This is a genomic window from Sphingobium vermicomposti (assembly GCF_011762025.1).
In the GTDB taxonomy this organism is placed as follows: domain Bacteria; phylum Pseudomonadota; class Alphaproteobacteria; order Sphingomonadales; family Sphingomonadaceae; genus Sphingobium; species Sphingobium vermicomposti.
The window spans coordinates 609,467-634,275 of record NZ_JAASQR010000002.1; the positions used below are offsets into that span (position 1 = coordinate 609,467).

The 24,809-nt window shown below is 61.8% G+C and carries 21 protein-coding genes and 1 tRNA gene; 8 read left to right on the forward strand and 14 right to left on the reverse strand.

What is annotated here, in order from left to right; genetic code table 11:
- The first annotated feature begins 29 nt into the window (after nucleotides 1–29).
- Nucleotides 30–1,484 (forward strand): AMP nucleosidase, encoded by a 1,455-nt coding sequence (locus tag FHS54_RS07770; RefSeq protein ID WP_167303217.1) that lies wholly within the window; start codon nucleotides 30–32, stop codon nucleotides 1,482–1,484.
- Between the two features lie 8 nt (nucleotides 1,485–1,492).
- Here FHS54_RS07770 and FHS54_RS07775 read toward each other — a convergent pair whose 3' ends face one another.
- The 5 genes from FHS54_RS07775 to FHS54_RS07795 form a co-directional block, all read right to left on the reverse strand.
- The gene (locus FHS54_RS07775; RefSeq protein WP_167303218.1) at nucleotides 1,493–2,254 is read right to left on the reverse strand and encodes an alpha/beta fold hydrolase; all 762 of its coding nucleotides are present in this window, start codon (nucleotides 2,252–2,254) and stop codon (nucleotides 1,493–1,495) included.
- A gap of 35 nt (nucleotides 2,255–2,289) precedes the next feature.
- Nucleotides 2,290–2,943: a DUF2238 domain-containing protein gene (locus FHS54_RS07780; protein ID WP_167303219.1), complete on the reverse strand. Its 654-nt coding sequence runs from the start codon at nucleotides 2,941–2,943 to the stop codon at nucleotides 2,290–2,292.
- A gap of 9 nt (nucleotides 2,944–2,952) precedes the next feature.
- Complete coding sequence (locus FHS54_RS07785) at nucleotides 2,953–3,978, reverse strand: aspartate-semialdehyde dehydrogenase (RefSeq protein ID WP_167303220.1); 1,026 nt, start codon at nucleotides 3,976–3,978, stop codon at nucleotides 2,953–2,955.
- 104 nt (nucleotides 3,979–4,082) lie between these two features.
- Entirely contained in the window at nucleotides 4,083–6,311 is a 2,229-nt protein-coding gene (locus FHS54_RS07790; RefSeq protein ID WP_167303221.1) for a S9 family peptidase, read from the reverse strand.
- 120 nt (nucleotides 6,312–6,431) lie between these two features.
- A tRNA-Val gene (locus FHS54_RS07795) sits at nucleotides 6,432–6,506 on the reverse strand.
- A 135-nt stretch (nucleotides 6,507–6,641) separates the two neighbouring features.
- On the opposite strand from FHS54_RS07795, the gene FHS54_RS07800 reads away from it, so the two are divergent.
- Complete coding sequence (locus FHS54_RS07800; RefSeq protein WP_167303222.1) at nucleotides 6,642–6,770, forward strand: entericidin A/B family lipoprotein; 129 nt, start codon at nucleotides 6,642–6,644, stop codon at nucleotides 6,768–6,770.
- A 25-nt stretch (nucleotides 6,771–6,795) separates the two neighbouring features.
- Here the strand turns inward: FHS54_RS07800 and FHS54_RS07805 are convergent, their stop codons facing one another.
- A complete protein-coding gene (locus FHS54_RS07805; protein WP_167303223.1) occupies nucleotides 6,796–6,984 on the reverse strand; it encodes a hypothetical protein in 189 nt (62 codons plus the stop codon).
- A 171-nt stretch (nucleotides 6,985–7,155) separates the two neighbouring features.
- On the opposite strand from FHS54_RS07805, the gene hslV reads away from it, so the two are divergent.
- Both hslV and hslU read left to right on the forward strand, forming a co-directional pair.
- Nucleotides 7,156–7,722: an ATP-dependent protease subunit HslV gene (gene hslV / locus FHS54_RS07810; protein WP_167303224.1), complete on the forward strand. Its 567-nt coding sequence runs from the start codon at nucleotides 7,156–7,158 to the stop codon at nucleotides 7,720–7,722.
- Between the two features lie 121 nt (nucleotides 7,723–7,843).
- The gene (gene hslU / locus FHS54_RS07815; protein WP_167303606.1) at nucleotides 7,844–9,145 is read left to right on the forward strand and encodes an ATP-dependent protease ATPase subunit HslU; all 1,302 of its coding nucleotides are present in this window, start codon (nucleotides 7,844–7,846) and stop codon (nucleotides 9,143–9,145) included.
- A gap of 101 nt (nucleotides 9,146–9,246) precedes the next feature.
- Here the strand turns inward: hslU and proS are convergent, their stop codons facing one another.
- A complete protein-coding gene (gene proS, locus FHS54_RS07820; RefSeq protein WP_167303225.1) occupies nucleotides 9,247–10,773 on the reverse strand; it encodes a proline--tRNA ligase in 1,527 nt (508 codons plus the stop codon).
- A gap of 82 nt (nucleotides 10,774–10,855) precedes the next feature.
- Nucleotides 10,856–11,446 (reverse strand): polyhydroxyalkanoate synthesis repressor PhaR, encoded by a 591-nt coding sequence (gene phaR, locus FHS54_RS07825; RefSeq protein ID WP_167303226.1) that lies wholly within the window; start codon nucleotides 11,444–11,446, stop codon nucleotides 10,856–10,858.
- Between phaR and FHS54_RS07830 the strand changes: the two genes are divergently transcribed.
- Together FHS54_RS07830 and FHS54_RS07835 are read left to right on the forward strand one after the other, a co-directional pair.
- Nucleotides 11,445–12,533, forward strand: coding sequence for an alpha/beta hydrolase (locus FHS54_RS07830; RefSeq protein ID WP_243855685.1), 1,089 nt, complete (start codon nucleotides 11,445–11,447; stop codon nucleotides 12,531–12,533). The genes phaR and FHS54_RS07830 overlap by 2 nt on opposite strands.
- A 45-nt stretch (nucleotides 12,534–12,578) precedes the next feature.
- Entirely contained in the window at nucleotides 12,579–13,751 is a 1,173-nt protein-coding gene (locus tag FHS54_RS07835) for an acetyl-CoA C-acyltransferase (RefSeq protein ID WP_167303228.1), read from the forward strand.
- Between the two features lie 177 nt (nucleotides 13,752–13,928).
- Here the strand turns inward: FHS54_RS07835 and alr are convergent, their stop codons facing one another.
- From alr to FHS54_RS07865, 6 genes are all read right to left on the reverse strand, one after another.
- Entirely contained in the window at nucleotides 13,929–14,975 is a 1,047-nt protein-coding gene (alr, locus tag FHS54_RS07840) for an alanine racemase (protein ID WP_167303229.1), read from the reverse strand.
- Between the two features lie 129 nt (nucleotides 14,976–15,104).
- Complete coding sequence (locus FHS54_RS07845) at nucleotides 15,105–17,090, reverse strand: acetyl-CoA carboxylase biotin carboxylase subunit (protein WP_167303230.1); 1,986 nt, start codon at nucleotides 17,088–17,090, stop codon at nucleotides 15,105–15,107.
- A 153-nt stretch (nucleotides 17,091–17,243) separates the two neighbouring features.
- Nucleotides 17,244–18,245, reverse strand: a complete 1,002-nt coding sequence (bioB, locus tag FHS54_RS07850; RefSeq protein WP_167303231.1) for a biotin synthase BioB — start codon at nucleotides 18,243–18,245, stop codon at nucleotides 17,244–17,246.
- Nucleotides 18,242–20,395 (reverse strand): methylmalonyl-CoA mutase, encoded by a 2,154-nt coding sequence (scpA, locus tag FHS54_RS07855; protein WP_167303232.1) that lies wholly within the window; start codon nucleotides 20,393–20,395, stop codon nucleotides 18,242–18,244. The genes bioB and scpA overlap by 4 nt, the downstream gene beginning before the upstream one ends.
- Nucleotides 20,396–20,442: 47 nt before the next feature.
- Nucleotides 20,443–20,880 carry a methylmalonyl-CoA epimerase gene (gene mce, locus FHS54_RS07860; RefSeq protein ID WP_167303233.1) on the reverse strand — a complete coding sequence of 146 codons (438 nt, stop codon included), beginning with the start codon at nucleotides 20,878–20,880 and terminating at the stop codon, nucleotides 20,443–20,445.
- Nucleotides 20,881–21,004: 124 nt separating this feature from the next.
- Nucleotides 21,005–22,537 carry an acyl-CoA carboxylase subunit beta gene (locus tag FHS54_RS07865; RefSeq protein ID WP_167303607.1) on the reverse strand — a complete coding sequence of 511 codons (1,533 nt, stop codon included), beginning with the start codon at nucleotides 22,535–22,537 and terminating at the stop codon, nucleotides 21,005–21,007.
- Between the two features lie 122 nt (nucleotides 22,538–22,659).
- On the opposite strand from FHS54_RS07865, the gene FHS54_RS07870 reads away from it, so the two are divergent.
- Together FHS54_RS07870 and FHS54_RS07875 are read left to right on the forward strand one after the other, a co-directional pair.
- Nucleotides 22,660–24,075, forward strand: coding sequence for a helix-turn-helix domain-containing protein (locus tag FHS54_RS07870; protein WP_167303234.1), 1,416 nt, complete (start codon nucleotides 22,660–22,662; stop codon nucleotides 24,073–24,075).
- Between the two features lie 5 nt (nucleotides 24,076–24,080).
- The gene (locus tag FHS54_RS07875; RefSeq protein WP_167303235.1) at nucleotides 24,081–24,806 is read left to right on the forward strand and encodes a 2OG-Fe dioxygenase family protein; all 726 of its coding nucleotides are present in this window, start codon (nucleotides 24,081–24,083) and stop codon (nucleotides 24,804–24,806) included.
- Nucleotides 24,807–24,809: the final 3 nt, after the last annotated feature.

Genomic DNA, 24,809 nt, shown 5'->3' on the forward strand with positions numbered 1-24,809 from the left:
CCTTCACTTATCTGCGATAGCAAGGATCGATGACGAAAAGCATCGGCAGCGCGATCGTCGCGCAACTTGAGCAAATCTACCAGGCGTCCATCGAAAATCTGCGCGACGCGATGCAGGCCTACGCCCGCGATGGCAGCCTTCCTCCGCCCGAAGCCCGGACGGACGGGCGGTTTTGCTATCCCGAACTGCGCATCACCCATAAGGCGGAAACGGATGCGCCGCCACCAGGTCGGTCCTTTGCTCGTCTTTCAAAGCCTGGTCGCTATGTGACCACGGTCACGCGCCCCGCCATGTTCGCCGACTATCTGGCCGAACAGCTGGACCTGCTGGTCCGCGATTATGGCGTGGAGGTTGAAACGGCGGTCAGCGACCAGCTCATCCCTTTCCCTTACGTTCTCGACGGGTTGGACATCACCGCGCTGGACGGAATACCTCCAACCGAACTGGCGCGCCATTTTCCGGCGACGGAATTGGCGGAGATCGGGGACGAGATCGCCGATGGGCTGTTCATGCCCGACGCGGACGGACAGCGCCCACTCGCTCTGTTCGACGGCTTGCGCACCGACTTTTCCCTGGCGCGGCTCAAACATTATACCGGCACCCCGGCGGAAGATGTCCAGCGCTACATCCTGTTCACCAACTATCATCGCTATGTCGACGAATTTGTGGACTGGGCCTGCCAGGAATTGCAGCGGGACGACAGCCCCTACACCGCACTTTCCGGCGCAGGCGGCGTCTATGTGACGCGCGAAACGGCGGACCCGGCGCGAATGATCGCTGACAGCGCTTGGCGCAAGCATCAGATGCCTGCCTATCATCTGATCGCGCCTAACCGCAACGGCATCACATTGGTCAACATCGGCGTCGGCCCCGCCAATGCCAAGACGATCTGCGATCATCTGGCCGTGCTACGCCCCGAAGCCTGGCTGATGATCGGCCATTGCGGCGGCCTGCGGCCCAGCCAGCGGATCGGCGACTATGTCCTTGCCCACGCCTATCTGCGCGATGACAAGGTGCTGGACGCGATGCTTCCGCCTGAAATTCCCGTGCCCGCCATCGCGGAAGTCCAGGTCGCCTTCGCCAAAGCCGCGCAGGCGGTGCTGGGCGGAAGCGGCGAGGAAGATTTCAAGCGTCGCCTGCGCACCGGAACCGTCGTCACCACCGACGACCGCAATTGGGAACTGCGTTATTCCAGCTCAGCGCTACGTTTCAGCCTGTCGCGCGCGGTCGGGATCGACATGGAATCGGCAACCATCGCGGCGCAGGGCTACCGGTTCCGCGTCCCCTATGGAACGCTGCTATGCGTGTCGGACAAGCCGATCCATGGTGAACTCAAGCTGCCGGGCCAGGCCAACCGCTTCTATGAGGAGGCGATCGCCGGGCATCTTCGCGTCGGACTGATGACCTGCGAGCTGTTGCGGCAGGAAGGACCCAAGCTGCACAGCCGGAAGCTGCGGGCGTTCAACGAGCCGCCCTTCCGCTAAAGTGCCACTCAGGCGGTGAGGAAATCCACCATCGCTTGCCCCAATTCCTTGCGGGTGACGGCGTTCATGTGATTGCCGGGAACCTCGATATATTGGCCCTTGGGCAGAATATCGGCCAGTTCCTGCGCCACGCCATTATCCTGATCGTCGGTGCCGCAGATGACTGCCGTCGGCTGAGCAAAGGTGCTGACCGTTTCGGCGGGCGTATCCACAAAGGTGTTGAGGATGTGAAGCATCGCGACCGGATCGCCCTTGGTCGTCTTCAGGAAGGCTTCCGTCATCCATTCAGATGTACCCCGTTCGAAACTCCCCAAATTGGTAAGGACGTTGCGATAATAGCCGCCATTGTCCAGCGTGTGGACCAGGCCACGTAGCCCCATTCCCGCCAGGATCACGCGGCGCGGCGTAGCGCCACGGGCAAGCATGCGCACCGTCGTGCGCGCGCCCAGCGAATAGCCGCCCAGATCATAGTCGGTCAGGCCCAACTGATCGACCAGCGCCAGTCCGTCGTCGGTCAGCGCATCTGGTGGATAGGCAGCGGCATCATGCGGCTTTCCACTTTCACCATGTCCGCGAAGGTCGGGCAGGATCAGGCGAAAGCCCGCCTCTACCAGCCTTGCTGCATGTCCGTAACGTATCCAGTTGGTGGCGGCGTTCGAAAAATAACCATGGATCAGCACAAGGTCCCGTCCCTCGCCTGCGATGTGCACGGCGATGGGCAGCCCCCCCAGCCCTTCAATCTCATGCTTTTCAAAATGCAGGTCGGTCATCGGCTATCCCTTGGCTGGCCCCCATCCGATATGGATTAGCCCCCGGCTTGTCGAGGGCCGCGCGCTCCGGGCAGCAGCAATGCGAGCGCCGCACCAATCTGTGCCGCAGCCAAATCCTTCTGCGGGTCCCAGACATCGCCTTGCTGGCCGTTATACCAGTCAGCAGTTTCTCCGGCAGCAACCAGGGTCAGCAGCCATTCGAAAATCTCGTAGAGCGCACCAATAAAGCCCACCGCAATGAAGGCGAAGCTCAAGCTCCAACGCGGGCGCATGCCGCCATATCGGCGGGCGACCTGCGCAATCGGGATCGTCAGCAGCAACCCGAAGGCGAAATGGACGAACCGGTCATAGCCGTTGCGACGCCAGCCCAGAGTGGTGGAAATATCATGCCCGCTGATGGCACGCGCCCAATCGTCATATGGGACATAGGAATATATGTAGCGCCCGCCCAGCGTGTGCAGCAGCAGGAACGCCAACACATATGCGACCGCACCGTTGGACAGTGACCAGCGATTAAGCAGCCACGGCGCGGCAAGCGCCAGGGCAAATGTCGGCCCATGTTGCAACGGGGCCAGTTCAGGAAAAGGCTGGTTGATATTCGCCACGCCGATGGCGGCGACCAGCAGCAGGATCATCCGGCGCTGCGCGACTGGAATTGCTTTCCAGACTGCGACAGCGCCGGGGATCATCAAAGGGACTTAGCCCTTCTTGAGGTGACGGCGGCCCAACAGCTCTGCGATCTGCACCGCGTTGAGCGCCGCGCCCTTGCGCAGGTTGTCGCTGACGCACCACAGCGACAGGCCGTTTTCGATCGTCGAATCCTCACGCACGCGGCTGATGAAGGTGGCGTAATCCCCCACGCACTCGACCGGCGTGACATAGCCGCCATCCTCGCGCTTATCGACCAGCATGATGCCGGGGGCCTCGCGCAGGATGTCCTGCGCCTGGCTCGCCGAAATCTCATTTTCGAACTCGATGTTGATCGCTTCGCTATGGCCGACGAAGACCGGCACGCGGACGCAGGTCGCGGTCAACTTGATCTTGGGATCGAGGATTTTCTTGGTTTCCGCGACCATCTTCCATTCTTCCTTGGTCGAACCATCGTCCAGGAACACGTCGATGTGCGGGATCACGTTGAAGGCGATCTGCTTGGTGAACTTCTTGGCCACGGCCGAATCGCCGACAAAGATGTTGCGCGATTGCTCGAACAGCTCATCCATGCCCTCTTTGCCCGCACCCGAAACCGACTGATAGGTCGCGACGACGACACGCTTGATCGTCGCAGCATCGTGCAGCGGCTTCAGGGCCACGACCATCTGCGCGGTCGAGCAGTTGGGGTTGGCGATGATGTTCTTCTTCTTGTAGCCGTCGATCGCGTCGGGATTCACTTCCGGCACGATCAGCGGCACGTCCGGGTCCATGCGATACAGCGAGCTGTTGTCGATCACGACACAGCCAGCCGCAGCCGCCTTGGGCGCATATTCAGCCGTCGGGCCAGAGCCAGCGGCGAACAACGCAATGTCCCAACCGGTGAAGTCGAAATGTTCGATATTCTTGCACTTGAGCATCTTGCCGCTGTCACCGAATTCGATTTCGGTGCCGTGCGACCGGGACGAAGCTACCGCCGCGATCTCGTCAATCGGGAACTCGCGCTCAGCGAGAATGGTCAGCATTTCGCGGCCCACATTGCCCGTGGCACCGACGACGACGACCTTGTAACCCATGACTAAAGACTCCACTCCATGCAAAATTGCGGAGTGCGGGCCATAGCGGCGCAGCCGAAATTGTCCAGCATGAAGCGGCTTTGCCCCGGCCAAGCCTGTCTTTCTTAGTCGGTGCGCGGGGCCGGGTCTGCGCCGTGCCGGGCCAGGAAATCCTCTATCGTGCGCCACAGATGAACGCTGATGCCCGGCCCGCCCACGCGATGGGTCTGTCCTGGATAGGCCATCATTTCGAACGGAACGGCGGCGGCCTGCATCTTCGCAATCAACGCCGTTGCATTGTCGAACACGACATTGTCGTCGGACATGCCGTGGATGACCAGCAAGGGATCTTTGATCTTCACCGCGTCGTCCACCGCGCCCGCCGCCGGATAAGCGCTGCGTTCATCCTGCGGCATGCCCAGATAGCGTTCGGTATAGTGAGTGTCATATAGCTCCCACCGCGTGACGGGCGCGCCCGCGACGGCGGCGGAAAATACGCCCGGTGCCTTTTCCAGCAATTTGAGCGACAGATAGCCGCCATAGGACCAGCCATAGGTTGCGATCCGCGCCGGATCGACAAAGGGCTGCGACTTGAGCCACTCGACGCCCTTCAACTGATCGTCGACCTCGACCGTGCCCATGGCCCGGTACAGATGATCCTCGAAAGCCTTGCCGCGATCGGGCGTGCCGCGATTGTCGATGGCAAAGACGATCCAGCCGCGATCGACCAGATATTGATAGACGGGCGAGTTCCACTGGTTGGTAACGACCCGCCCCGCCCCTGGCCCGCCATAATGGATCATGAAGACGGGATAGCGCTTCCCCGGCTCAATCGGTGGCGTCATGATGCGGGTGTAAAGCGTCGATCCGTCCGACGCCTTCACCGTGCCGAAACGGGTCGGAACATGGCTGGCGAGGTAGGGCGCATAAGGATGATCCCCCGTGATCGCGTTTTCGGACAGCCAGCGGACCCGCTTCCCATCGACGTCGGCAAGGTAAAGCTGCCTTGGATGATCGCTATTGCTACGGGACACCACCAGACGCGTCGCCGTCCCGTCCATCACCGCGTCGTTCCACCAGCCATTGCTGGTCAGCTGGCGAACGGGGCCATGGCCGTTAAGCGGCGCAGCATAAAGCTGCTGCTCCAGCGGCGTTTCCCTGTTGCCGGTAAAATAGACGACGCCCTTCCCCTCATCCACGCCGACCAGGTCACGGACCTCCCAGTCGCCACCGGTAAGCGCGGTCCATCGTTGCCCCTTCACATGGTAAAGATGACCATGGCCGCTTTTTTCCGACCACCAGAGGAAGCTGCCGTCGCCAAGGCTATGGAAATTGTTGGAAAGGTTGATCCAGCTCTTCGCCGTTTCCGTCAGCACGGTCCTGGCCTTGCCCGTGAAAGGATCAACCGCCAGCAGGTCCAACGTCTTCTGATCCCGGCTCTGCCGCTGGACATAGAGCGTCCTGCCATCCTTGGACCAGTTAACGCGGGCAAGGTAAATGTCGGCATCCCTGCCCAGCTCGACCTTCACCCGCCCCGATCCGTCGGCCTTCATCACATACAGCTCGACCAATGCGTTGGGTGACCCGGCGGCAGGGTAGCGCTGCTGGTAGACCCTGGTCCCTTCGCCGCCGATGGCGGTGCGAGTGACAATCCCCACAGGGCTTTCATCGACGCGGGCCACGGCGATCATCCCATCGTCGGGCGACCACCAATAGCCTGTGCGGCGGTCCATTTCCTCCTGCGCGACGAACTCCGCCACGCCCCAACTGACTGTGTCGCTGGCACCCTGCGTTAACTGCCGCTCTTTCCCGCCAATGGGTTGGACAAACAGGTTGCCGCCACGCACGAACGACACAAAGCCGCCCTTGGGGCTGACGACGCCATTTAGTTCCCCGTCAGGCGTTTGGGTCAGACGCGTGACATCCCCATCCAGCCCCGCCAGGTACAAATCGCCATCCACCGGAACCAGGATCGATTTGCCATCGGGTGCCCAATCATAACTGACGATCCCCGTGCTGCCCGCCACCGAACGGTCACGTTCCCGCTGCATCTTTTCGGCTTCGGACAGATCGGCTCCGCTACCCGTCTTCTTCGAATCCACCAGCATCCGTTCCGCGCCGGTCGCGCTGTCGATTGCCCACAGGTCCAACCGTTCCTTCTCATCCGCTCGCGGCTTTAACAGCGTGATAAGCGCGCCGTCAGGCGATATCTTCAGGGCGCGGGGTTGTGGGCCGGAAAGGTCAGGGCTGGCAAAGACGCGCTCCAGCGTCAGCGCCTCGCCCGCATGTGCCGACACCGTGGTCAGCGCCAGCAGCGCCCCCATCGCAACGCCGCTGTTGATAGTCGCGGACATCGTCATCCTTTCGCCTGGCCACACGGCGGCGGCCCATAATAGAGACGCAAAGGATTAACGCGGCGCGGATGAAAAGATCAATGCGGGGAAATTATATTTCCTGCCATGGCGCTGATGCCATGGTGGGCGCGACAGGGATTGAACCTGTGACCCCACCCGTGTGAAGGGTGTGCTCTACCGCTGAGCTACGCGCCCCCTGAAAGGAGGATGCGGCCATTGGCACCCAGGTCTGTTCCTGTCAAGCATGGAGCAGAATAGCTCCCAAAAATGGCTTTGCCCGCCGTTTAAGCGCTGGCTATAGAAGGCGCGTCATAAAGGAGCGTCCATTCCATGCGTCAGACCATTGCCCTGCTGCTTGCCGGGTTGATCCTATCCTCAGTCACGGCCTGCAACATGGTGCAGGGTGCCGGGCGCGACATTGAATCCGTGGGCCGCGCGGGCAAGGACGCGATGCATTAAGGCAGGGGCCAACGCCCCACCCTTTCTATTGAAGCGCAGGATTGAGCATCGCGGCGTTTCTTTCCAGGCGAACGCCATCGCAGTCCGGCTCTCCGCAACGGCATGCGGCAAGCGTATAGCGGACGCCGCACATCACCAGCACGTCATCGTCGAAAGAATAGTTGGAGATCCCCGCCCGCTCGACCTTCTCCCTGGCTCTGGTCTTGAGAGACATATGCTACCTCTATTCATTGGCCGGACATGATCCGTGTTGCGCTGCACAATGTCAATTAACCGGCGTTGGTTCCCGAACCGCTCGTCACATTTCCATCGGCCAAATGAAACGTCCTGGCGCGGTATCGCGTGACGCTTGCGCGGCGGCCCCTTCACCACCATATGCCGCGCCATGAACGACCAACATTCCAGCAGCTTCCCCGTCTGGCACGGGACCACCATCATGTCGGTACGAAAAAATGGAAAAGTGATCGTCGCGGGCGACGGGCAGGTTTCCATGGGCCAGACCGTGATGAAGCCCAACGCCCGGAAAGTCCGCCGCCTGCATGACGGATCTGTCATCGGCGGCTTCGCAGGCGCGACCGCCGACGCGTTCACCCTCTTCGAGCGGCTGGAGGCAAAGCTGGAGCGGCATAATGGCCAGCTCATGCGCGCCGCTGTCGAACTTGCCAAGGATTGGCGCACCGACAAATATCTGCGCAATCTGGAAGCGATGATGATCGTCGCCGATAAGGAAGTGACGCTGATCCTGACCGGCAATGGCGATGTGCTGGAACCGATCGGCGGCGTCGCGGCGATCGGCTCCGGTGGAAATTTCGCCCTCGCCGCTGCTCGCGCACTGGTGGAATATGAGGAAGATGCCGAAACCCTGGCGCGCAAGGCGATGGCCGTGGCGGCGGAAATCTGCGTCTATACCAACGACCAGCTGGTGGTCGAAGAATTGGCCTCTACCTCCTGATTCCCGTTCGGGCTGTTTGAACGAGCCGCCTGTCTCGTCCAAATCACGAAGCCCTCCTTCTCTCTTCAAGTCACGACATGCCCTTAGACACGTTCAGGGCGAACGGATGCTGAAACAGATTATGAACGACAACCTGACCCCCAAAGCCATCGTTGCCGCGCTGGACGCGCACATCATCGGGCAGGCCGATGCAAAGCGCGCCGTCGCCGTCGCCCTGCGCAACCGCTGGCGTCGCCTGCAACTCTCGCCTGATCTGCGCGATGAGGTGACGCCGAAAAACATCCTGATGATCGGCCCCACAGGCTGCGGCAAGACGGAAATCAGCCGCCGTCTGGCCAAACTGGCCGACGCGCCCTTCGTGAAGGTGGAAGCCACCAAGTTCACCGAAGTCGGCTATGTAGGCCGCGACGTGGAGCAGATTGTTCGCGACCTGGTCGAGGAAGCGGTACGGCTGGAAAAGGACCGCCGACGCGAGGCCGTGCGCGAAGCCGCCTCCGAAGCGGCCATGGCGCGTCTGCTCGACGCGCTCACCGGCAAGGAAGCGAGTGAAGCCACCCGCCTATCCTTCCGCCAGCGGATCGAAGGCAACCAGATGAACGATGTCGAGGTAGAGGTGGAGGTCGCCGACAGCCCCTCCATGCCGATGGAGATTCCCGGCATGGGCGGACAGGTCGGCATGATCAACCTGTCCGACATGATGTCCAAGGCGTTTGGCCAGACCCAGAAAAAACGCCGCAAGCTGCGCGTGGCCGAAGCCTGGGACAAGCTGGTTGAGGAAGAACAGGAAAAGCGGCTGGATCAGGACGATGTCGCCCGCGTCGCCATCGCCAGCGCCGAACAGAACGGCATCGTGTTTCTGGACGAAATCGACAAGATCGCCGTCAGCGATGTGCGCGGGGGTTCCGTCAGCCGTGAAGGGGTGCAACGCGACCTGCTGCCGTTGATTGAAGGCACGACGGTTTCGACCAAATATGGCCCGCTCAAGACCGACCATATCCTGTTCATCGCGTCGGGTGCATTTCACGTGGCAAAGCCCAGCGACCTGCTGCCGGAACTTCAGGGCCGCTTGCCGATCCGCGTGGAACTCAAGGCCCTGACCGAAGACGACTTCGTCGCCATCCTGTCCGACACCAAGGCGAGCCTGGTCGCGCAATATCGCGCACTGCTGGCGACCGAAGGCGTCACCATCGACCTGACGCCCGATGGCATCCGCGCCGTCGCCCGGATCGCTGCCGAGGTGAATGGAGAGGTGGAAAATATTGGTGCCCGGCGGCTTCAAACCGTCATGGAAAAACTGCTGGAAGATGTCAGCTTCGATGCCGAAGATCGCGCGGGTGAAACTCTGGTGATCGACCCCGCCTATGTCGAAAAGCAGCTAGGCGACGTGGCACGCAACACCGACCTCAGCAAATATGTGCTGTAACAGCCATGTTGCCCCCCTCCCGCAGGCGGGAGGGGCCGGGGGTGGGCAGCCTGCACAGCAGGCTCGCTTCGCTCACCCCACCCCTTAGTCCGAGGGAATAATCAGTAACTGCGCCCCACCAGCACCCGCTCCACCGCCTTCTCACCAGTAAAGATGCACGCGCCATCGGCAGCTTCAGCATCGACCGGCACGTTACGCAGCGTCAGCTTTTCACCCTTCAGCCATTCGACGACCTTGTCGAGCGCGGGGCCGGTCGGCTTTGCCCATTGCACCAGCGCCCAGCCCTGCTTCTTGCTGGCCGCGAAATAGGCCTTGAGCGCGTCGAGTGACGTGATCGACCGATCAATGCTGCCATTCAACCGTGCCTGAGCGTCGGCAAAAAGCGCCTGCTGGATTTCCTCCAGCATGGATGCGGCCTGACCGATGAAGGCGTCCTTCGCCACGATCTTGCTGTCCAGCTTGCCATCCTCGCGATAGAGGCGGTCGCGCCGAATGACGGACACATTACCGCCCGCAACATCCCGGCCGCCCACTTCGATCACGATCGGCGCGCCCTTCTTCACCCAGCCCCAACGCTTGTTCGCGGCCTTGGCCGGGCGCCGGTCGAGCAGCGCGCGCATGGGTTCGCGGAAAATATCCTGCTTGTTGAGCGCGGTCACCAGATCGTCGCAATAGGCGATGATCGCCGCATCTTCGTCAGTATCGCGCAGCATCGGGACGACAACGACCTGATAGGGGGCAAGGCGCGGCGGCACGCGCAGCCCGTCATCATCCCCATGCACCATGATCAGCCCGCCGATCATGCGGGTGGACATGCCCCAACTCGTCGTCTGAGCAAGCTCCTGTTGCCCCTCGGCATTCTGGAACTTGATGTTCTGCGCCGATGAAAATGTCGTCCCCAGGAAATGGGACGTGCCCGCCTGCAACGCCTTTCCATCCTGCATCATCGCTTCGATGGAATAGGTCGCCACCGCGCCGGGGAATCGCTCATTCTCCGGCTTTTCGCCCGCGATAACCGGCATCGCCACGCATTCTTCTGCGAAGCTGCGATAGACTTCCAGCATCTTCATCGTCTCTTCCACCGCCTCTTCGACGCTGGCGTGAGCGGTATGCCCTTCCTGCCAGAGGAATTCGGCGGTGCGCAGGAACATGCGCGTGCGCATTTCCCACCGGACGACATTCGCCCACTGGTTGATCAGCACCGGCAGATCGCGCCAGCTCTGCACCCATCGCGAAAAGGCCGCGCCGATCACTGTTTCGGACGTGGGACGAACGACCAGCGGCTCTTCCAGCTTGGCCTCTGGGTCGGGCACCAGCCTGCCATCCTTCTGGATCAGGCGGTGGTGCGTGACGACCGCCATTTCCTTGGCAAAGCCATCGACATGCTCCGCCTCTTTCTCAAAATAGGAAAGCGGGATGAAGAGCGGGAAATAGCAGTTTTCATGGCCGGTCGCCTTGATGCGATCGTCCAGCAGCTTTTGAATGCGTTCCCATATGCCATAGCCCCATGGGCGAATGACCATGCACCCGCGCACGCCGCTTTCCTCCGCCATGTCGGCTTCAGAAATGACGGCCTGATACCAGGCGGCGAAATCCTGTTCGCGGGTAACGGAAAGGGCGTGCTTCAATGGGGACCGACCTTGATCTTCATTCTAAAGGATGGCGCGCCATAAGCGAAGCGCGCCGTCCCGTCGACCCCGAACGCGCGCCTCAGCTCAGCTTGTCGATCTTGGCATTCAACGCGGCGAGCTGCGCTTTCAACAGCGCGATCTCATCATCCTTGCTCTCTTCCGACGCCGCCGCATTTGGGGCGGGCGCAGGTGCGGCACCGGGAACCCCCGGCATGCCAGGCGCGCTTCCAAAGGCAGTCGCCGCCGCTTCGAACATCTGCATGTTGCGCTTCGCAATCTCGGCCAGGGGGCCGCCGCCAAAAGCGCCCTTCATGGCTTCCTGAAACTGCATCTGGTTCTTGCGAAACGCGTCCATCGACGATTCCAGATATTGCGGCACCATCGACTGCATCGAATCGCCGTACATGGAAATCAGCTGGCGCAGGAAATTCACCGGTAGCATGTTCGTGCCCCGCTGTTCTTCCTCCATGATGATCTGGGTCAGGACATTATGCGTGATATCCTCGCCGGTCTTTGCGTCCACGACCACGAACTCGCGCCCCTCACGAGTCATTTGCGACAGCAGATCAAGCGTGATGTAACTCGACGTTTCCGTGTTATAGAGCCGTCGGTTCGCATATTTCTTGATAATGACCGGATCGGATAGATTGGCGGTCTTGGTTTTGGCCATGGATTCCTCTCCCACACCTGTAGTTTCCGCATTAGCACATAGCCTTGCCGCGCCGCAACATGGGCCGCGGCCATTACCCCTGTTTCTCAGTATTTTATGGCGCGAAACTGAAGCTAATCCCGATTTGAGACGATTGGCGTTTCAGGGATTACGCAAATATCAGGAAGCGGTCCGCCCTGCCCCTCCTCCCGTGCCAAAGCCTTTCGCAACTGCGGGGAGTGCAAAATTGCTGCGCTTTGGCCGCGACAATGGCCGTGCGCCGGTCGTTTTCGTGCCCTCATTGATCAATCCGCCGCAGGTGCTCGACCTGTCGGAAGGGCGATCCATGCTGCGCCACATGGCTGCAGCAGGCCATGATGCCTATCTTGTCGAATGGGGCCGCCCGACGAAGGACGACACGGATCTGGGGCTGGACGGCCATGTCACCGATCGGCTGCTGCCCATGTTCGCAGCCCTGCCTCGCCCGCCGATTTTGGTGGGCTATTGCCTCGGCGGCAGCCTGGCGCTGGGCGCGGCGGCCGTCATGGAGGTGCAGGGGGTGGCGACAATCGCCGCACCATGGCAGTTTGACGGCTTCCCTCCCGCTGACCGCGAAGTGATCGCGTCACTTTGGAAGAGCGCCAGGCCGACCTGCGAAAAGCTCGGCTATGTTCCGATGGAAGTGCTTCAATCCGGTTTCTGGGCGCTCGATCCGGCGCGCACCATCCAGAAATATGCCGCTTTCGCGTCCATGGCAGCAGGATCGGATGCGGAACATACGTTTCTAGCCGTTGAAGATTGGGCCAATGGCGGCGCACCGCTCAGCTTCGCCGCAGGTCGGGACCTGTTCGAAAACTTCTATGGCGCGAACCAGCCCGGCCGTTTGAAATGGCGAGTCGGCGGCGGCCAGGTAGACCCCGACGCGCTTGCCTGCCCTACGCTTTCGATCCGATCTTCCACGGACCGAATCGTCCCTGCAAGTGCCGCTCCGACCCTGAATGGAGGCTTCACCCTGGACCTTGGCCATGTCGGCATGATTGTGGGCGGCAAGGCGCGCACCCTGTTGTGGAATCCCCTGTCTGAATGGGTTTCCACCCATGGTGGATGATGATAAGGCGACCCCAAAATTGGATCATGATCAAGGATTGGGACTGTGTCAGACATCGTCATCACCGCCGCCAAACGCACCGCTGTAGGTAGCTTCATGGGGGCCTTCGGCTCCACCCCCGCCCACGAACTCGGCCGCGCCGCCATCATCGCCGCGCTTACTCAGGCTGGCGTATCGCCCGAAGAGGTCGATGAGGTCATTCTGGGCCAGATTCTGACCGCAGGCCAGGGCCAAAACCCCGCGCGTCAGGCAGCTGTGAACGCCGGCATTCCCGTCGAACGGACCGCCATCGGCCTTAACCAACTGTGCGGTTCCGGTCTGCGCGCCGTTGCTCTCGCCGCGCAGGCGATCAAGGCTGGCGATGCGCGCATCATGGTCGCGGGCGGTCAGGAAAGCATGTCGCTGGCCCCGCACGCCCAATATCTGCGCGCCGGTGCAAAGATGGGACCGATCACCCTGATCGACACCATGACGCATGATGGCCTGACCGACGCCTTTCACAATTACCATATGGGCGTGACCGCTGAAAATCTGGCGGAAAAATATCAGATCAGCCGCGAAGCGCAGGACCGGTTCGCCGCCTCCAGCCAGAACAAGGCTGAAGCCGCCCGCGCTTCGGGTCGGTTCAAGGATGAAATCGTGCCCTTCACGGTCAAGGGTCGCAAGGGCGACACCATCGTCGATGCGGACGAGTATATTCGCGCGGGGGCCACATTCGATGCGATGCAGGCCCTGCGCCCGGCGTTCAAGAAGGACGGCACCGTAACGGCCGGCAATGCTAGCGGCATCAACGACGGCGCTGCTGCGCTGGTGGTGATGAGCGCGGAAGAAGCGGCCCGGCGTGGCGCTCCTGTCCTGGCGCGAATCGCCAGCTTTGCCACCTGCGGCGTTGATCCTGCGGTCATGGGCATCGGCCCGGCTCCGGCCACGCGCAACGCACTGGCGAAGGCTGGCTGGTCACTCGCCGACCTTGACCTTATCGAAGCCAATGAGGCGTTCGCGGCGCAGGCATTGGCGGTCGGTCAGGAACTGGGTTGGGACCCGGAAAAGGTCAATGTGAACGGCGGCGCGATCGCGATCGGTCACCCCGTAGGCGCATCGGGCGCGCGCGTGCTGACCACCCTGCTCTATGAAATGCAGAAGCGCGACGCGAAGAAGGGTCTGGCAACCCTGTGCGTCGGCGGCGGCATGGGCGTATCCATGTGCCTTGAGCGCTGATCTGATCGCTTGAACAAAACAGGCCGCCGCTCTCTTCCCTGAGATCGGCGGCCTTTCTTTTGGCCTCACCGGCGCGCTCTCAATCAACGAGCGCTACATCGAAATCACTTCCCCCGTTCGCCCTGAGCCTGTCGATGGGCTCTCCTTCCTCAGGCCGAACGGGGCAATTCCTCCACTCTAGCTCCAAACCCGGTCGAATCGCGGCCCCAGACCCGTCAGCAATTCATATTGGGACAGGTTCGAAATGGCCGCAGCCGCCGGAAGGGCATAGTCGATTTCCAGCCAGTCACCTTCCGCGACATGGGATGCCTCGCTGACATCGACGGCGATCAGGTCCATCGACACACGTCCCACGACCTGCATGCCGACGCCTTGGAAAGACACCCGCCCGCACCCGGAAAAGCCCCTTAAATATCCATCGGCATAGCCCAGGTTCAGAACGGCGATTTCCATGTCGCGCGCTGCCACATGGGTGGCGTTATAACCGATTGTGTCGCCTGCAAGCACCAGCCGCCGTTGCAATATCTGCGCCTGCGGAAACACGACCTGCCGTATAAGGCCCTCGGCTTCGGAACGAGGGATACCGCCATACAGGGCGATTCCGGGCCGCGTCAGATCGAACGCATAGCTTTCGCCCAGACATATGCCCGCGCTGTTCGCCAGGCTATAGCGGGCGGCAGGCACATGCCGCGTCAGTTCTTTGAAGCGCATCAGTTGAGTGGCCGTAAGCGGCGTATCGTCATCTGCCGAAGCAAGGTGGCTCATCAGCGTTTCCACCTTCAGCCCCGCCAAATGCGCCGCGACATCGGCGCGCCAGTCGAGACCCAGCCGGTTCATCCCCGTATCGACCATCACGTCGCATGGGCCACCGCCCGCCGCTTTCCAGCGCGCGATCTGGACCGGCGTATTCAACACCGGACGCGCCCGCGAACACAGCGCCACGGCCATGTCCTCATCCCGCACGCCATGCAGCACGGCGAGCGAAATACCCTGTTCCAGCAGTGGCTCGACCATGGCGGCCTCTGCCCAGTTGGACACAAAAAAGTCGCGGCAGCCCGCTTTGATCAGGCGGCGCATGACCTCGACCGCGCCCGCGCCATAGCCGTCTGCCTTGATCGCCGCGCCACAGGCAGCGGCACCGCTGCGGTGCTTCAACCAGGCCCAGTTCGACACGAGCGCATCGCTATCCAGACGCAGGCGCAGCGGAGCAGTGAAAGCGGTCATCGCGCCGCGATAGCCTTATCCCTTCGGCCCGTCGAGGTGCCTTCGGATGCTGAATGCTTGTCGAACGAGCGGGCGCGATCCAGCGCGGAAGGGGTTTTCCCCCACGCGCTGGACCTTATGGCGTCGACCTTATTCCAGTTCGAGGATGATCGCATCCACCGGCAGGCTTTCACCCTGTGCCGCTGACACGCTCTTCACCACACCGGACTTCTGGGCGCGCAAGATGTTCTCCATCTTCATCGCCTCGATTACCGCCAGCGGCTGGCCAGCCTCGACCTTGTCACCTTCGTTGACGTTCAGTGCGACCAGCAGGCCCGGCATCGGGCAGATCAGGAAGCGCGACAGGTCAGGCGGGATCTTTTCGATCATGTGCTTGGCATGGGGCGCGGCATGGGCGGGCAGAATGCGCAGCTTGTGGCTGGCACCATGGGCCGTCAGCACGAAGCCGGAGCGGACCGGCGCGATCTTCACCGCCAGATCGTCCTCACCGAACTCAGCCTCGATCAGCCGGTCGCCGGGGGTATATTCCAGCGCCATGTCAATCGCTTCGCCATCGACGGTCACGTCGTCACCATCGATGGAAACGTCATGCACGACATCGCCGATCTTCACCTGCCACCCGGTCGGCGCGCGCAGCTTCTTGCCAAGCTGTCCGTCAATGCGGCGAGCGCGATCGGCCTGCGCCATCGCAGCAAAAGCGCCAATCGCGGACAAGCGCTTCAGCAGCGTCTCGGACGCCGGCGCGCCGGTAAAGCCTTCGGGATATTCCTCCGCGATGAAGCCGGTGGTGATATTGCCCGAACGGAACCGCTCATGCTGCATCAGCGCCGAAACGAAATCGATATTGTGGCCCGGCCCTTCAATCTCGAACTGGTCGAGCGCAGTGATCTGCTTGTCGATGGCTTCCAGGCGGGTCGGTGCCCAGGTGATCAGCTTGGCGATCATCGGGTCGTAGAACATCGACACTTCGCCGCCTTCGACCACGCCGTCATCAACGCGCACCCCGTCAACGGCTTCGGGCGGATTGTAACGGATCAGGCGACCCGTCGAAGGCAGGAAGCCGCGATAGGGATCTTCGGCATAGACGCGGTTCTCAATCGACCAGCCGTTGATCTTCACATCTTCCTGACGGAAGCTCAGTTCCTCGCCATTGGCGACGCGGATCATCTGTTCGACCAGGTCGACGCCGGTGATCTCTTCGGTCACCGGATGTTCCACCTGCAAACGGGTGTTCATTTCCAGGAAGTAGAAACCCTCGCCGGTCTTGTCCGCGCCCGACACGATCAGTTCGACCGTGCCCGCGCTGAAATAGCCAACGGCGCGGGCGAGAGCCACGCACTGCTCGCCCATCTTCTTGCGCATTTCCGGCGAAACGAAGGGCGAAGGCGCTTCCTCGACCACCTTCTGGTGGCGACGCTGGATCGAGCACTCGCGTTCGTTCAGGTAGACGATGTTGCCGTGCTGGTCGCCCAGGACCTGGATTTCGATATGGCGCGGGCTTTCAATGAACTTCTCGATGAACACGCGGTCATCGCCGAAGCTGTTCAGGCCCTCGCGCTTGGTCGCTTCAAAGCCTTCGCGGACATCCTGCTCGCTATAGGCAAGGCGCATGCCCTTGCCGCCGCCGCCGGCCGATGCCTTCATCATCACCGGATAGCCGATCTCGTTTGAGATGCGGACGGCATGCTCGGTATCCTCGATCACGCCGACATAGCCGGGCACGACATTGACGCCCGCTGCCTTGGCCAGCTTCTTCGATTCAATCTTGTCGCCCATCGCGGCGATGGCATTGGCGGGCGGGCCAACGAAGATGATGCCCTCGGCGTCCAGCGCCTTGCGGAAGCTCTCGCGCTCCGACAGAAAACCATAGCCCGGATGGACAGCATCAGCGCCCGTATCCTTGCACGCCTGAATGATTTTTTCGGCGATCAGATAGGACTGGGCGGCAGGTGACGGGCCGATATGCACCGCTTCGTCGGCCATCAGCACATGAGGCGCGCGGGAGTCCGCGTCCGAATAGACCGCTACGGTCTTGATGCCCATCTTCTTGGCCGTGCGCATGACGCGGCACGCAATTTCGCCACGGTTCGCGATCAGGATCTTGGTGATTGCCATTATCTGTCCTTGCCCCAGTCCTATTCCATTACCCTCACCCCGTTCGGGTTGAGCTTGTCGAAGCCCCGTTCCTCCTCTTGGAAGAAGAAGTGCAGCCCCTCGACATTCGAGCGAGACAAGTGGCTCGCTCGAACAGGGCAAACGGGTGTTGAATTATTCCGCCGCTTCCAAATGCCCATGCGGCTGCGCCATCATCGGCATCAGCCCGAGCTTGGAAAGCAGCGCGCTATCCTTGTCATCCCCGGCATTGGCTGCGGTCAGCAGCTTATCGCCGGTGAAGATGCTGTTCGCCCCCGCCATGAAGCAAAGCGCCTGACACGCCTCGCTCATGCTTTCGCGCCCCGCGGAAAGCCTCACCATCGACTGCGGCATCACGATCCGCGCTACGGCGACGGTGCGGACAAACTCCACCTCGTCGATCTTGGCGAGCGGCGTGTCCTTCAGCATGTCGCCCAGCACGGTCCCGGCCACCGGCACCAGCGCGTTGATCGGCACGCTTTCGGGATGCGGCATGGTGCCCAGCGCATGAAGGAAGCCGATCCGATCCGACCGCGTCTCGCCCATGCCGACGATCCCGCCGCAGCACACATTGATGCCCGCCGAACGCACATTTTCCAGCGTTTCGATCCGGTCCTCAAAGGTCCGGGTGGTGATGACGTTGGCGTAATTTTCCGGCGAGGTGTCGATATTGTGATTATAATAATCCAGCCCCGCATCGGCCAGCTGCTTCGCTTGGGTCGACGACAGCATCCCCAGCGTCATGCAGGTTTCCATGCCCATCTGGCGCACGCCCTTCACCATTTCGATGAGCTTGGGCATGTCCCGTTCCTTGGGATTGCGCCACGCCGCGCCCATGCAGAACCGGCCCGAACCATGGTCCTTGGCCTGCGCCGCCGACTGGAGCACAGCCTGCACGTCCATCAGCTTGGTGGCTTTCAAGCCGCTTTCCGCCTCGGTCGACTGGCTGCAATAGCCGCAATCTTCCGGGCAACCGCCGGTCTTGATCGACAGCAGAGTCGATAGCTGCACCTCGTTGCGCGGATGGTTCGCGCGATGGATCGACTGCGCTTCGAACATCAGGTCGTTGAAGGGCAGGTCGAACAGCGCGGCAATCTCGTCGCGGGTCCAGTCGGTGCGGGCAGCAGTCTGGGTCAAGCGGCTTCCTCCAGCCCGGCGGGGGGCATGTTGTGGCCGAGGAGGCGCAGCACATCCGCAGCGCATTCCACGACATTCGAACCCGGTCCATAAATGCCCTGCACGCCCGCGTCACGGAGATAGTCGTAATCCTGCGGCGGGATGACGCCGCCCGCGATCACCTTGATGTCGTTGCGCCCCTTTTCGCGAAGCTGCCTGATGAGTTCGGGGATCAACGTCTTGTGCCCTGCGGCCAGCGACGAAGCGCCCACCACATCCACGCCGCTATCCAGCGCCAGAACCACCGTTTCCTCCGGGGTCTGGAACAAGGGACCTGACACGATGTCGAAGCCCATGTCCCCGAAAGCGGACGCGATCACATTGGCGCCCCGGTCGTGGCCGTCCTGTCCCATCTTGGCGATGAGGAGTTTCGGTTTGCGACCGAGGCGCCGCTCGACGGCCTGCACGCCGTCAAGAACCTGTTTCCAGCGACTGTCCTGCGCATAGGGCTTGCCATAAACGCCCTTCACCGGCGTCGGCACCGTGCCATAGCGATCGAAGCTGTCCTCCATCGCGGAGGAAATCTCGCCCAGCGTCGCACGCGCACGCGCGGCTTCCACCGCATGGGCAAGCAGGTTGTTCTCAATCGACTGCGGACCGGCAGCGGCCTGACGCAGTGATTCCAGCGCGGCCTGGCACTTCGCCTCGTCACGCTCCGCCTTGACCCGGTTGATACGGTTGATCTGCGCCTCGCGAACCTTGCTGTTGTCGACCTCCAGCGTTTCGAGCAGGTCCTCGTTCGCCAAACGATATTTGTTGACGCCGACGATCACATCCTCGCCCCGGTCGACCCGTGCCTGACGGGCAGCCGCCGCCGTCTCGATCATCGCCTTGGGCCATCCTGCCGCAACGGCCTTCGCCATGCCGCCTTCGGATTCCACGCGGTCGATGATCTCCTGCGCCGCGTCCACCAGCTGCTGGGTCAACGCCTCGACATAATAGCTGCCACCCAGCGGATCGACGACATTGCACATGCCCGTCTCTTCCTGGATGACAATCTGCGTGTTGCGCGCAATGCGGGCCGAAAAGTCGGTCGGCAGCGCGATTGCTTCGTCCAGCGCATTGGTGTGCAGCGACTGCGTGCCACCCAGCATCGCCGCCATCGCTTCGATGGTCGTGCGCATAACGTTGTTATAGGGGTCCTGCTCGGTCAGCGACACGCCCGACGTCTGGCAATGGGTGCGCAGCATCTTCGAACGCTCGTCCTGCGCGCCCAGCTTCGTCATGACCCGATGCCACAACACGCGCGCCGCGCGCAGCTTGGCGATCTCCATGAAGAAGTTCATGCCAATCGCGAAGAAGAAGCTCAGCCGCCCCGCAAACTTGTCGATATCGAGACCCGACGCCACGCCGTAACGCACATATTCCGCGCCGTCCGCAATGGTGAAGGCCAGCTCCTGCACCTGCGTCGCGCCAGCTTCCTGCATATGATAGCCGGAAATGGAGATGCTGTTGAACTTGGGCATCTCACGGCTGGTATAGCCAAAAATGTCCGAAATGATCCGCATCGATGGCTCAGGCGGGTAGATATAGGTGTTGCGGACCATGAACTCCTTCAGAATGTCGTTCTGAATGGTCCCGTCCAGCAGCTTGCGCTCGACCCCCTGCTCCTCTCCCGCGACGATGAAGAAGGCCAGGATCGGGATCACCGCGCCGTTCATCGTCATGGAAACCGACATCTTGTCGAGCGGGATGCCGTCGAACAGGATTTTCATATCCTCGACGCTGTCGATCGCGACGCCCGCCTTGCCGACGTCGCCCACGACGCGCGGGTGGTCGCTGTCATAACCGCGATGGGTAGCGAGATCGAAAGCGACCGAAAGCCCTTTTTGCCCCGCAGCCAGGTTGCGACGATAAAAGGCGTTGGATTCTTCGGCGGTGGAAAAGCCCGCATATTGCCGGACGGTCCAGGGACGCCCCGCATACATGGACGCGCGCACCCCGCGCGTGAAGGGAGCAAAACCCGGCAGGCCCGGCTCGACGGTCACATCCTCAGCAGTATAGAGCGGCTTGACGGTGATCCCTTCCGGGGTCTCCCAGTTCAAATCCTTGCCCTTCACTTCCTTGGCGGCGGCGGTCGCCCACTGATCCAGCGTCGGCTTGTCGGTCATTTGTCCCTACCCATCCAATTCCTCTCCCGCAGGCGGGAGGGGTGAATTCAATGCGCCTCTTTCGGCGTCTCCATGATCTCCGTCAGCACCCCGTTCATATCCTTGGGATGCACGAAGAAGATCAAAGTGCCATGCGCACCGATACGCGGTTCGCCCAGCACCTTCTTGCCCAGCCCTTCGAACCAGGCCTTGGCTTCATATATGTCGGGCACCTCATAGCACATATGATGCTGCCCGCCCGCCGGGTTCTTGGCGATGAAACCATGGATCGGGCTGTTCTCACCCAAAGGTTCGATCAGTTCGATCTGCGTGCCTTCGGTGCCATTTTCACCCGGCGTATCGACGAAGCAAACCTTCACGCCCTGCGCCGGCAGGTCGAACGGCTCGTGCGTGATCGTCGCGCCCATCACGTCGCGATAATAAGCGATGCTGGCTTCCAGCGAAGGCGTCGCCACGCCGATATGGTTCAAGCGACCGAGTTTCATCTTCTATCACCCCTCCCGCTTGCGGGAGGGGACGGGGGAGGGCCTGTCCGATCCGGCAGCGGTAACGTTGGTTGAGAGGGGCACGCCCTCCCCTAACCCCTCCCGCCTGCGGGAGGGGAACTTGTCACAACGGAATATTGTCGTGCTTCTTCCACGGATTCTCCAGGCTCTTGTTGCGCAACTTGCGCAGGCCCAGGGCGATCCTCTTGCGGGTCGAATGCGGCTGAATCACCTCGTCGATGAAGCCCTTGCCTGCCGCTACGAACGGATTGGCGAAGCGGTCCTCATATTCCTTGGTCTTTTCCGCAATCTCGTCGGGCGTCTTGCCACGGAAGATGATCTCCACCGCGCCCTTCGCGCCCATCACCGCGATTTCCGCAGTCGGCCACGCATAGTTCAGGTCGCCGCGCAGATGCTTGGAGCTCATAACGTCATAAGCGCCGCCATAGGCTTTGCGCGTGATGACGGTGATCTTCGGCACGGTCGCCTCGGCATAGGCGAACAGCAGCTTTGCACCATGCTTGATGATGCCCGAATGTTCCTGCGCGGTGCCCGGCAGGAAGCCCGGCACGTCGACAAAGGTCACGATCGGAATCTCGAACGCATCGCAGAAGCGGACGAACCGCCCCGCCTTCTTCGACGAGTTGATGTCCAGAACGCCTGCCAGAACCATCGGCTGGTTCGCGATGATCCCAACCGTCTTGCCTTCGATCCGCCCGAAACCGCAGAGGATGTTGCCCGCATGGGCAGGCTGAACCTCGAAAAAGTCGCCTTCGTCCACAACCTTGCGGATCAGCTCATGCATATCATAGGGCTGGTTCGCATTGGCAGGGACCAGCGTGTCCAGGCTCGCTTCCATCCGGTCCCACGGGTCCGCGCTAGGCCGCTCAGGCACCGGCTCCTTGTTGGACGCAGGCAGGAAGTCCACGAAATCGCGGGTCGCCAGCAGCGCCTCGATATCATTTTCGAACGCCACGTCCGCCACGCCGGACTTGGTCGTATGCGTCACCGCCCCGCCCAGTTCCTCCTGCGTCACGACCTCGTTGGTCACGGTCTTCACCACGTCGGGACCGGTCACGAACATGAAGCTCGAATCCTTCACCATGAAGATGAAGTCGGTCATCGCAGGCGAATAGACCGCCCCGCCCGCGCATGGGCCCATGATCACGCTGATCTGCGGCACCACGCCCGACGCCAGCACGTTACGCTGGAAAATCTCCGCATAGCCCGCCAGCGAGGCAACGCCTTCCTGAATGCGCGCGCCGCCGGAATCGTTAAGGCCGATCACCGGCGCGCCAACCTTCAGCGCCATGTCCATGATCTTGCAGATTTTCATCGCATGCCGTTCGGACACTGCGCCGCCATAGACGGTGAAGTCCTGGCTGAAGACATAGACGAGGCGACCGTTGATCGTGCCCGATCCCGTGACGACACCGTCGCCCGGAATATGCTGTTCGTTCATGCCGAAATCGACGCAATTATGCTCGACATACATGTCCAGCTCTTCAAAGCTGTCTTCGTCCAGCAAGACGTCCAGCCGCTCCCGCGCGGTCAGCTTGCCCTTGGCATGCTGCGCGTCGATGCGGCGCTGGCCACCGCCCAGGCGAGCGGCGTCGCGCTTGGCTTCCAGCTGTTCGATGATGGCGAGCTTCGACATATAGAATATCTCTCCGGTGACGGCACGGTCGGCTATATTGCCCCCTTTCCCTGCTTTCACCTTTTTCGCAAATGCAAATTTGCCAATTTGCAAATCACGATTTTGCAAATTATGGGCGGGACATGGCACGAGGCAATCGCATTTTCGCAGGTCCGCGGCTGCGACAGCTGAGGCTGGACCACCGCATGGACCAGGCCACCATGGCGCAGGCGCTGGGGATTTCGGTCTCCTATCTCAGCCAGCTGGAAAATGACGACCGCCCCCTAACCGCCAAGGTCAAGGCCGCCGTCGCCAGTGCATTTCCGACCGATTGGGCCAGTTTCGACAGCCGGGAAGAAGAACAATTGCTGGGCGCATTTACCTATGCCCTGGCCCATCCTGAGCTGCCCGGCCCGCTGATGGAACCTGAGCGGGTCGAAAAGCTCCACCTGCAATTCCCCGAATTCGCCGCGCGCTACATCGACCTCTACAACGCCCATATGCGCGCCAATGAACGCATCAACATGATCGAGGAGGCGATTGCCAACGATCATGAGGTGCAGGCGCGCCTGCCATGGGAAGCGGCGCGCGACTGGTTTCATGAGGCGGGCAACTACGTCCATGCCCTCGACTGTCTGGCGGAAGACATGGCCGCCAGCTTCACGGCTGGACAGGTTCTGGACGAAGGCATGCTGGTCGAGGCGCTGGCTCGTCGCCACGGCATCGAAACGCTGATCGCGGACACGCCCGGCGCAGCCTTGCGTTCCTATTCCGCAGCCGATCGGCGACTGTTCGTCAACGCGGCGCTGCCCACCGAAAGCCGCAAGTTCATGCTGTCGCATCAACTGATGATGCTGGAGGGACAGGCGGTCATCGCCGATGTGGTCAACCGCGCCGCCCTGCCGGTGGAAGGCGCCGACCGCTTGCTCACCATCGGCCTTGGCAATTATGCGGCGGGCGCGCTCTTGATGCCCTACGCCCAGTTTCGCGCGGCGGCGCGGGAAGTGCGCCATGACATCGACCGTCTGGCAGGGCGCTTCGGCGTCAGCTTCGAACAAGCCTGCCACCGCCTGTCCACCCTGCAACGGCCGGGCCTGCGGGGCATCCCCTTCTTTTTCTGCCGCGTGGACATGGCGGGCAACATCACCAAGCGGCACAGCGCCACCCGGCTGCAATTCGCCCGCTTCGGCGGAGCCTGCCCGCTTTGGAACGTTCATGAAGCCGTAGCCATTCCCGACCGCATCAATGTGCAGCTAGGCGAAACGCCCGACGGCGTCCGTTATGTCTCCATGGCCAAGGGGCTGGTAAAGCCATCCGGCAGCTATTCGCGCACGCCCCGCCGCTATGCCGTCGTGCTGGGGTGTGAGGTCGCCCATGCCGCGAACTTCGTCTATGCCGATGGCCTGCAACTGGAGATGGAGGGCGCAGCCACCCCCATCGGCATCACCTGTCGCCTGTGCGCCCGCCAAAGCTGCGACCAGCGCGCCTTTCCTCCCGCCGACCGCCCGATCCGCGTCGATCCCGACAATCGGCAGATCGTCCCCTACTGGATCGGCTGAAGGGCATGGCATCCGGCTTCATCCTCGATCCGCACAGCAAGCAATTACAGGCTGATCTCGCTCGCGACGGCTATGCGCGCGTGGCAGGCGACAACATGCTGACGCAACTGGCGGTCAACGATCCTGACTGGCATGCCTTCGCGCGCAGTTGGGATGATCTTGGCCCCGACCTCTACATGGCCGATGGCGGGCGCTATCGCCGCAGGCTCCATGCGGCATTCCATTGTCAAAGTGGCCGCTTCACGCGCAAACCGCATCAGCCGCATTTCCAGAGCCGCGACTATAATGTCCTGAACGGAGACGTGCAGCGCTGGTTCGATCCGGTGGCGCAGGCAACCATCGACAATGGCGTCATGCAGGCAATCTTCGCCTTTTGCGCGTCCAGCTTCGGCGCGACGGGGGAACGGCCCTGGCATGTCGAAATGCACCAGTTCCGCATCGAAACGGGCGAAGGCCAGGTCGGCCGCCCCACACCTGAAGGCCTGCACCGCGACGGCGTGGACTGGGTGTTCGTCATGCTGGTCGAACGATGCAACGTCCGCGAAGGCGTCACCCGCATCGGCGCGCCCGATGGCACGCCGCTCGGCGAATTCACCCTGGCCACGCCGGGCGATAGCATATTGATCGACGACCGCCGTATCCTGCACGGCGTCACCGAAATCCACCCGATTGATCCAGCCCAGGCGGCATGGCGCGACGCTCTGGTGGTAACCTTCGTCGCGTCGCAATAGCGT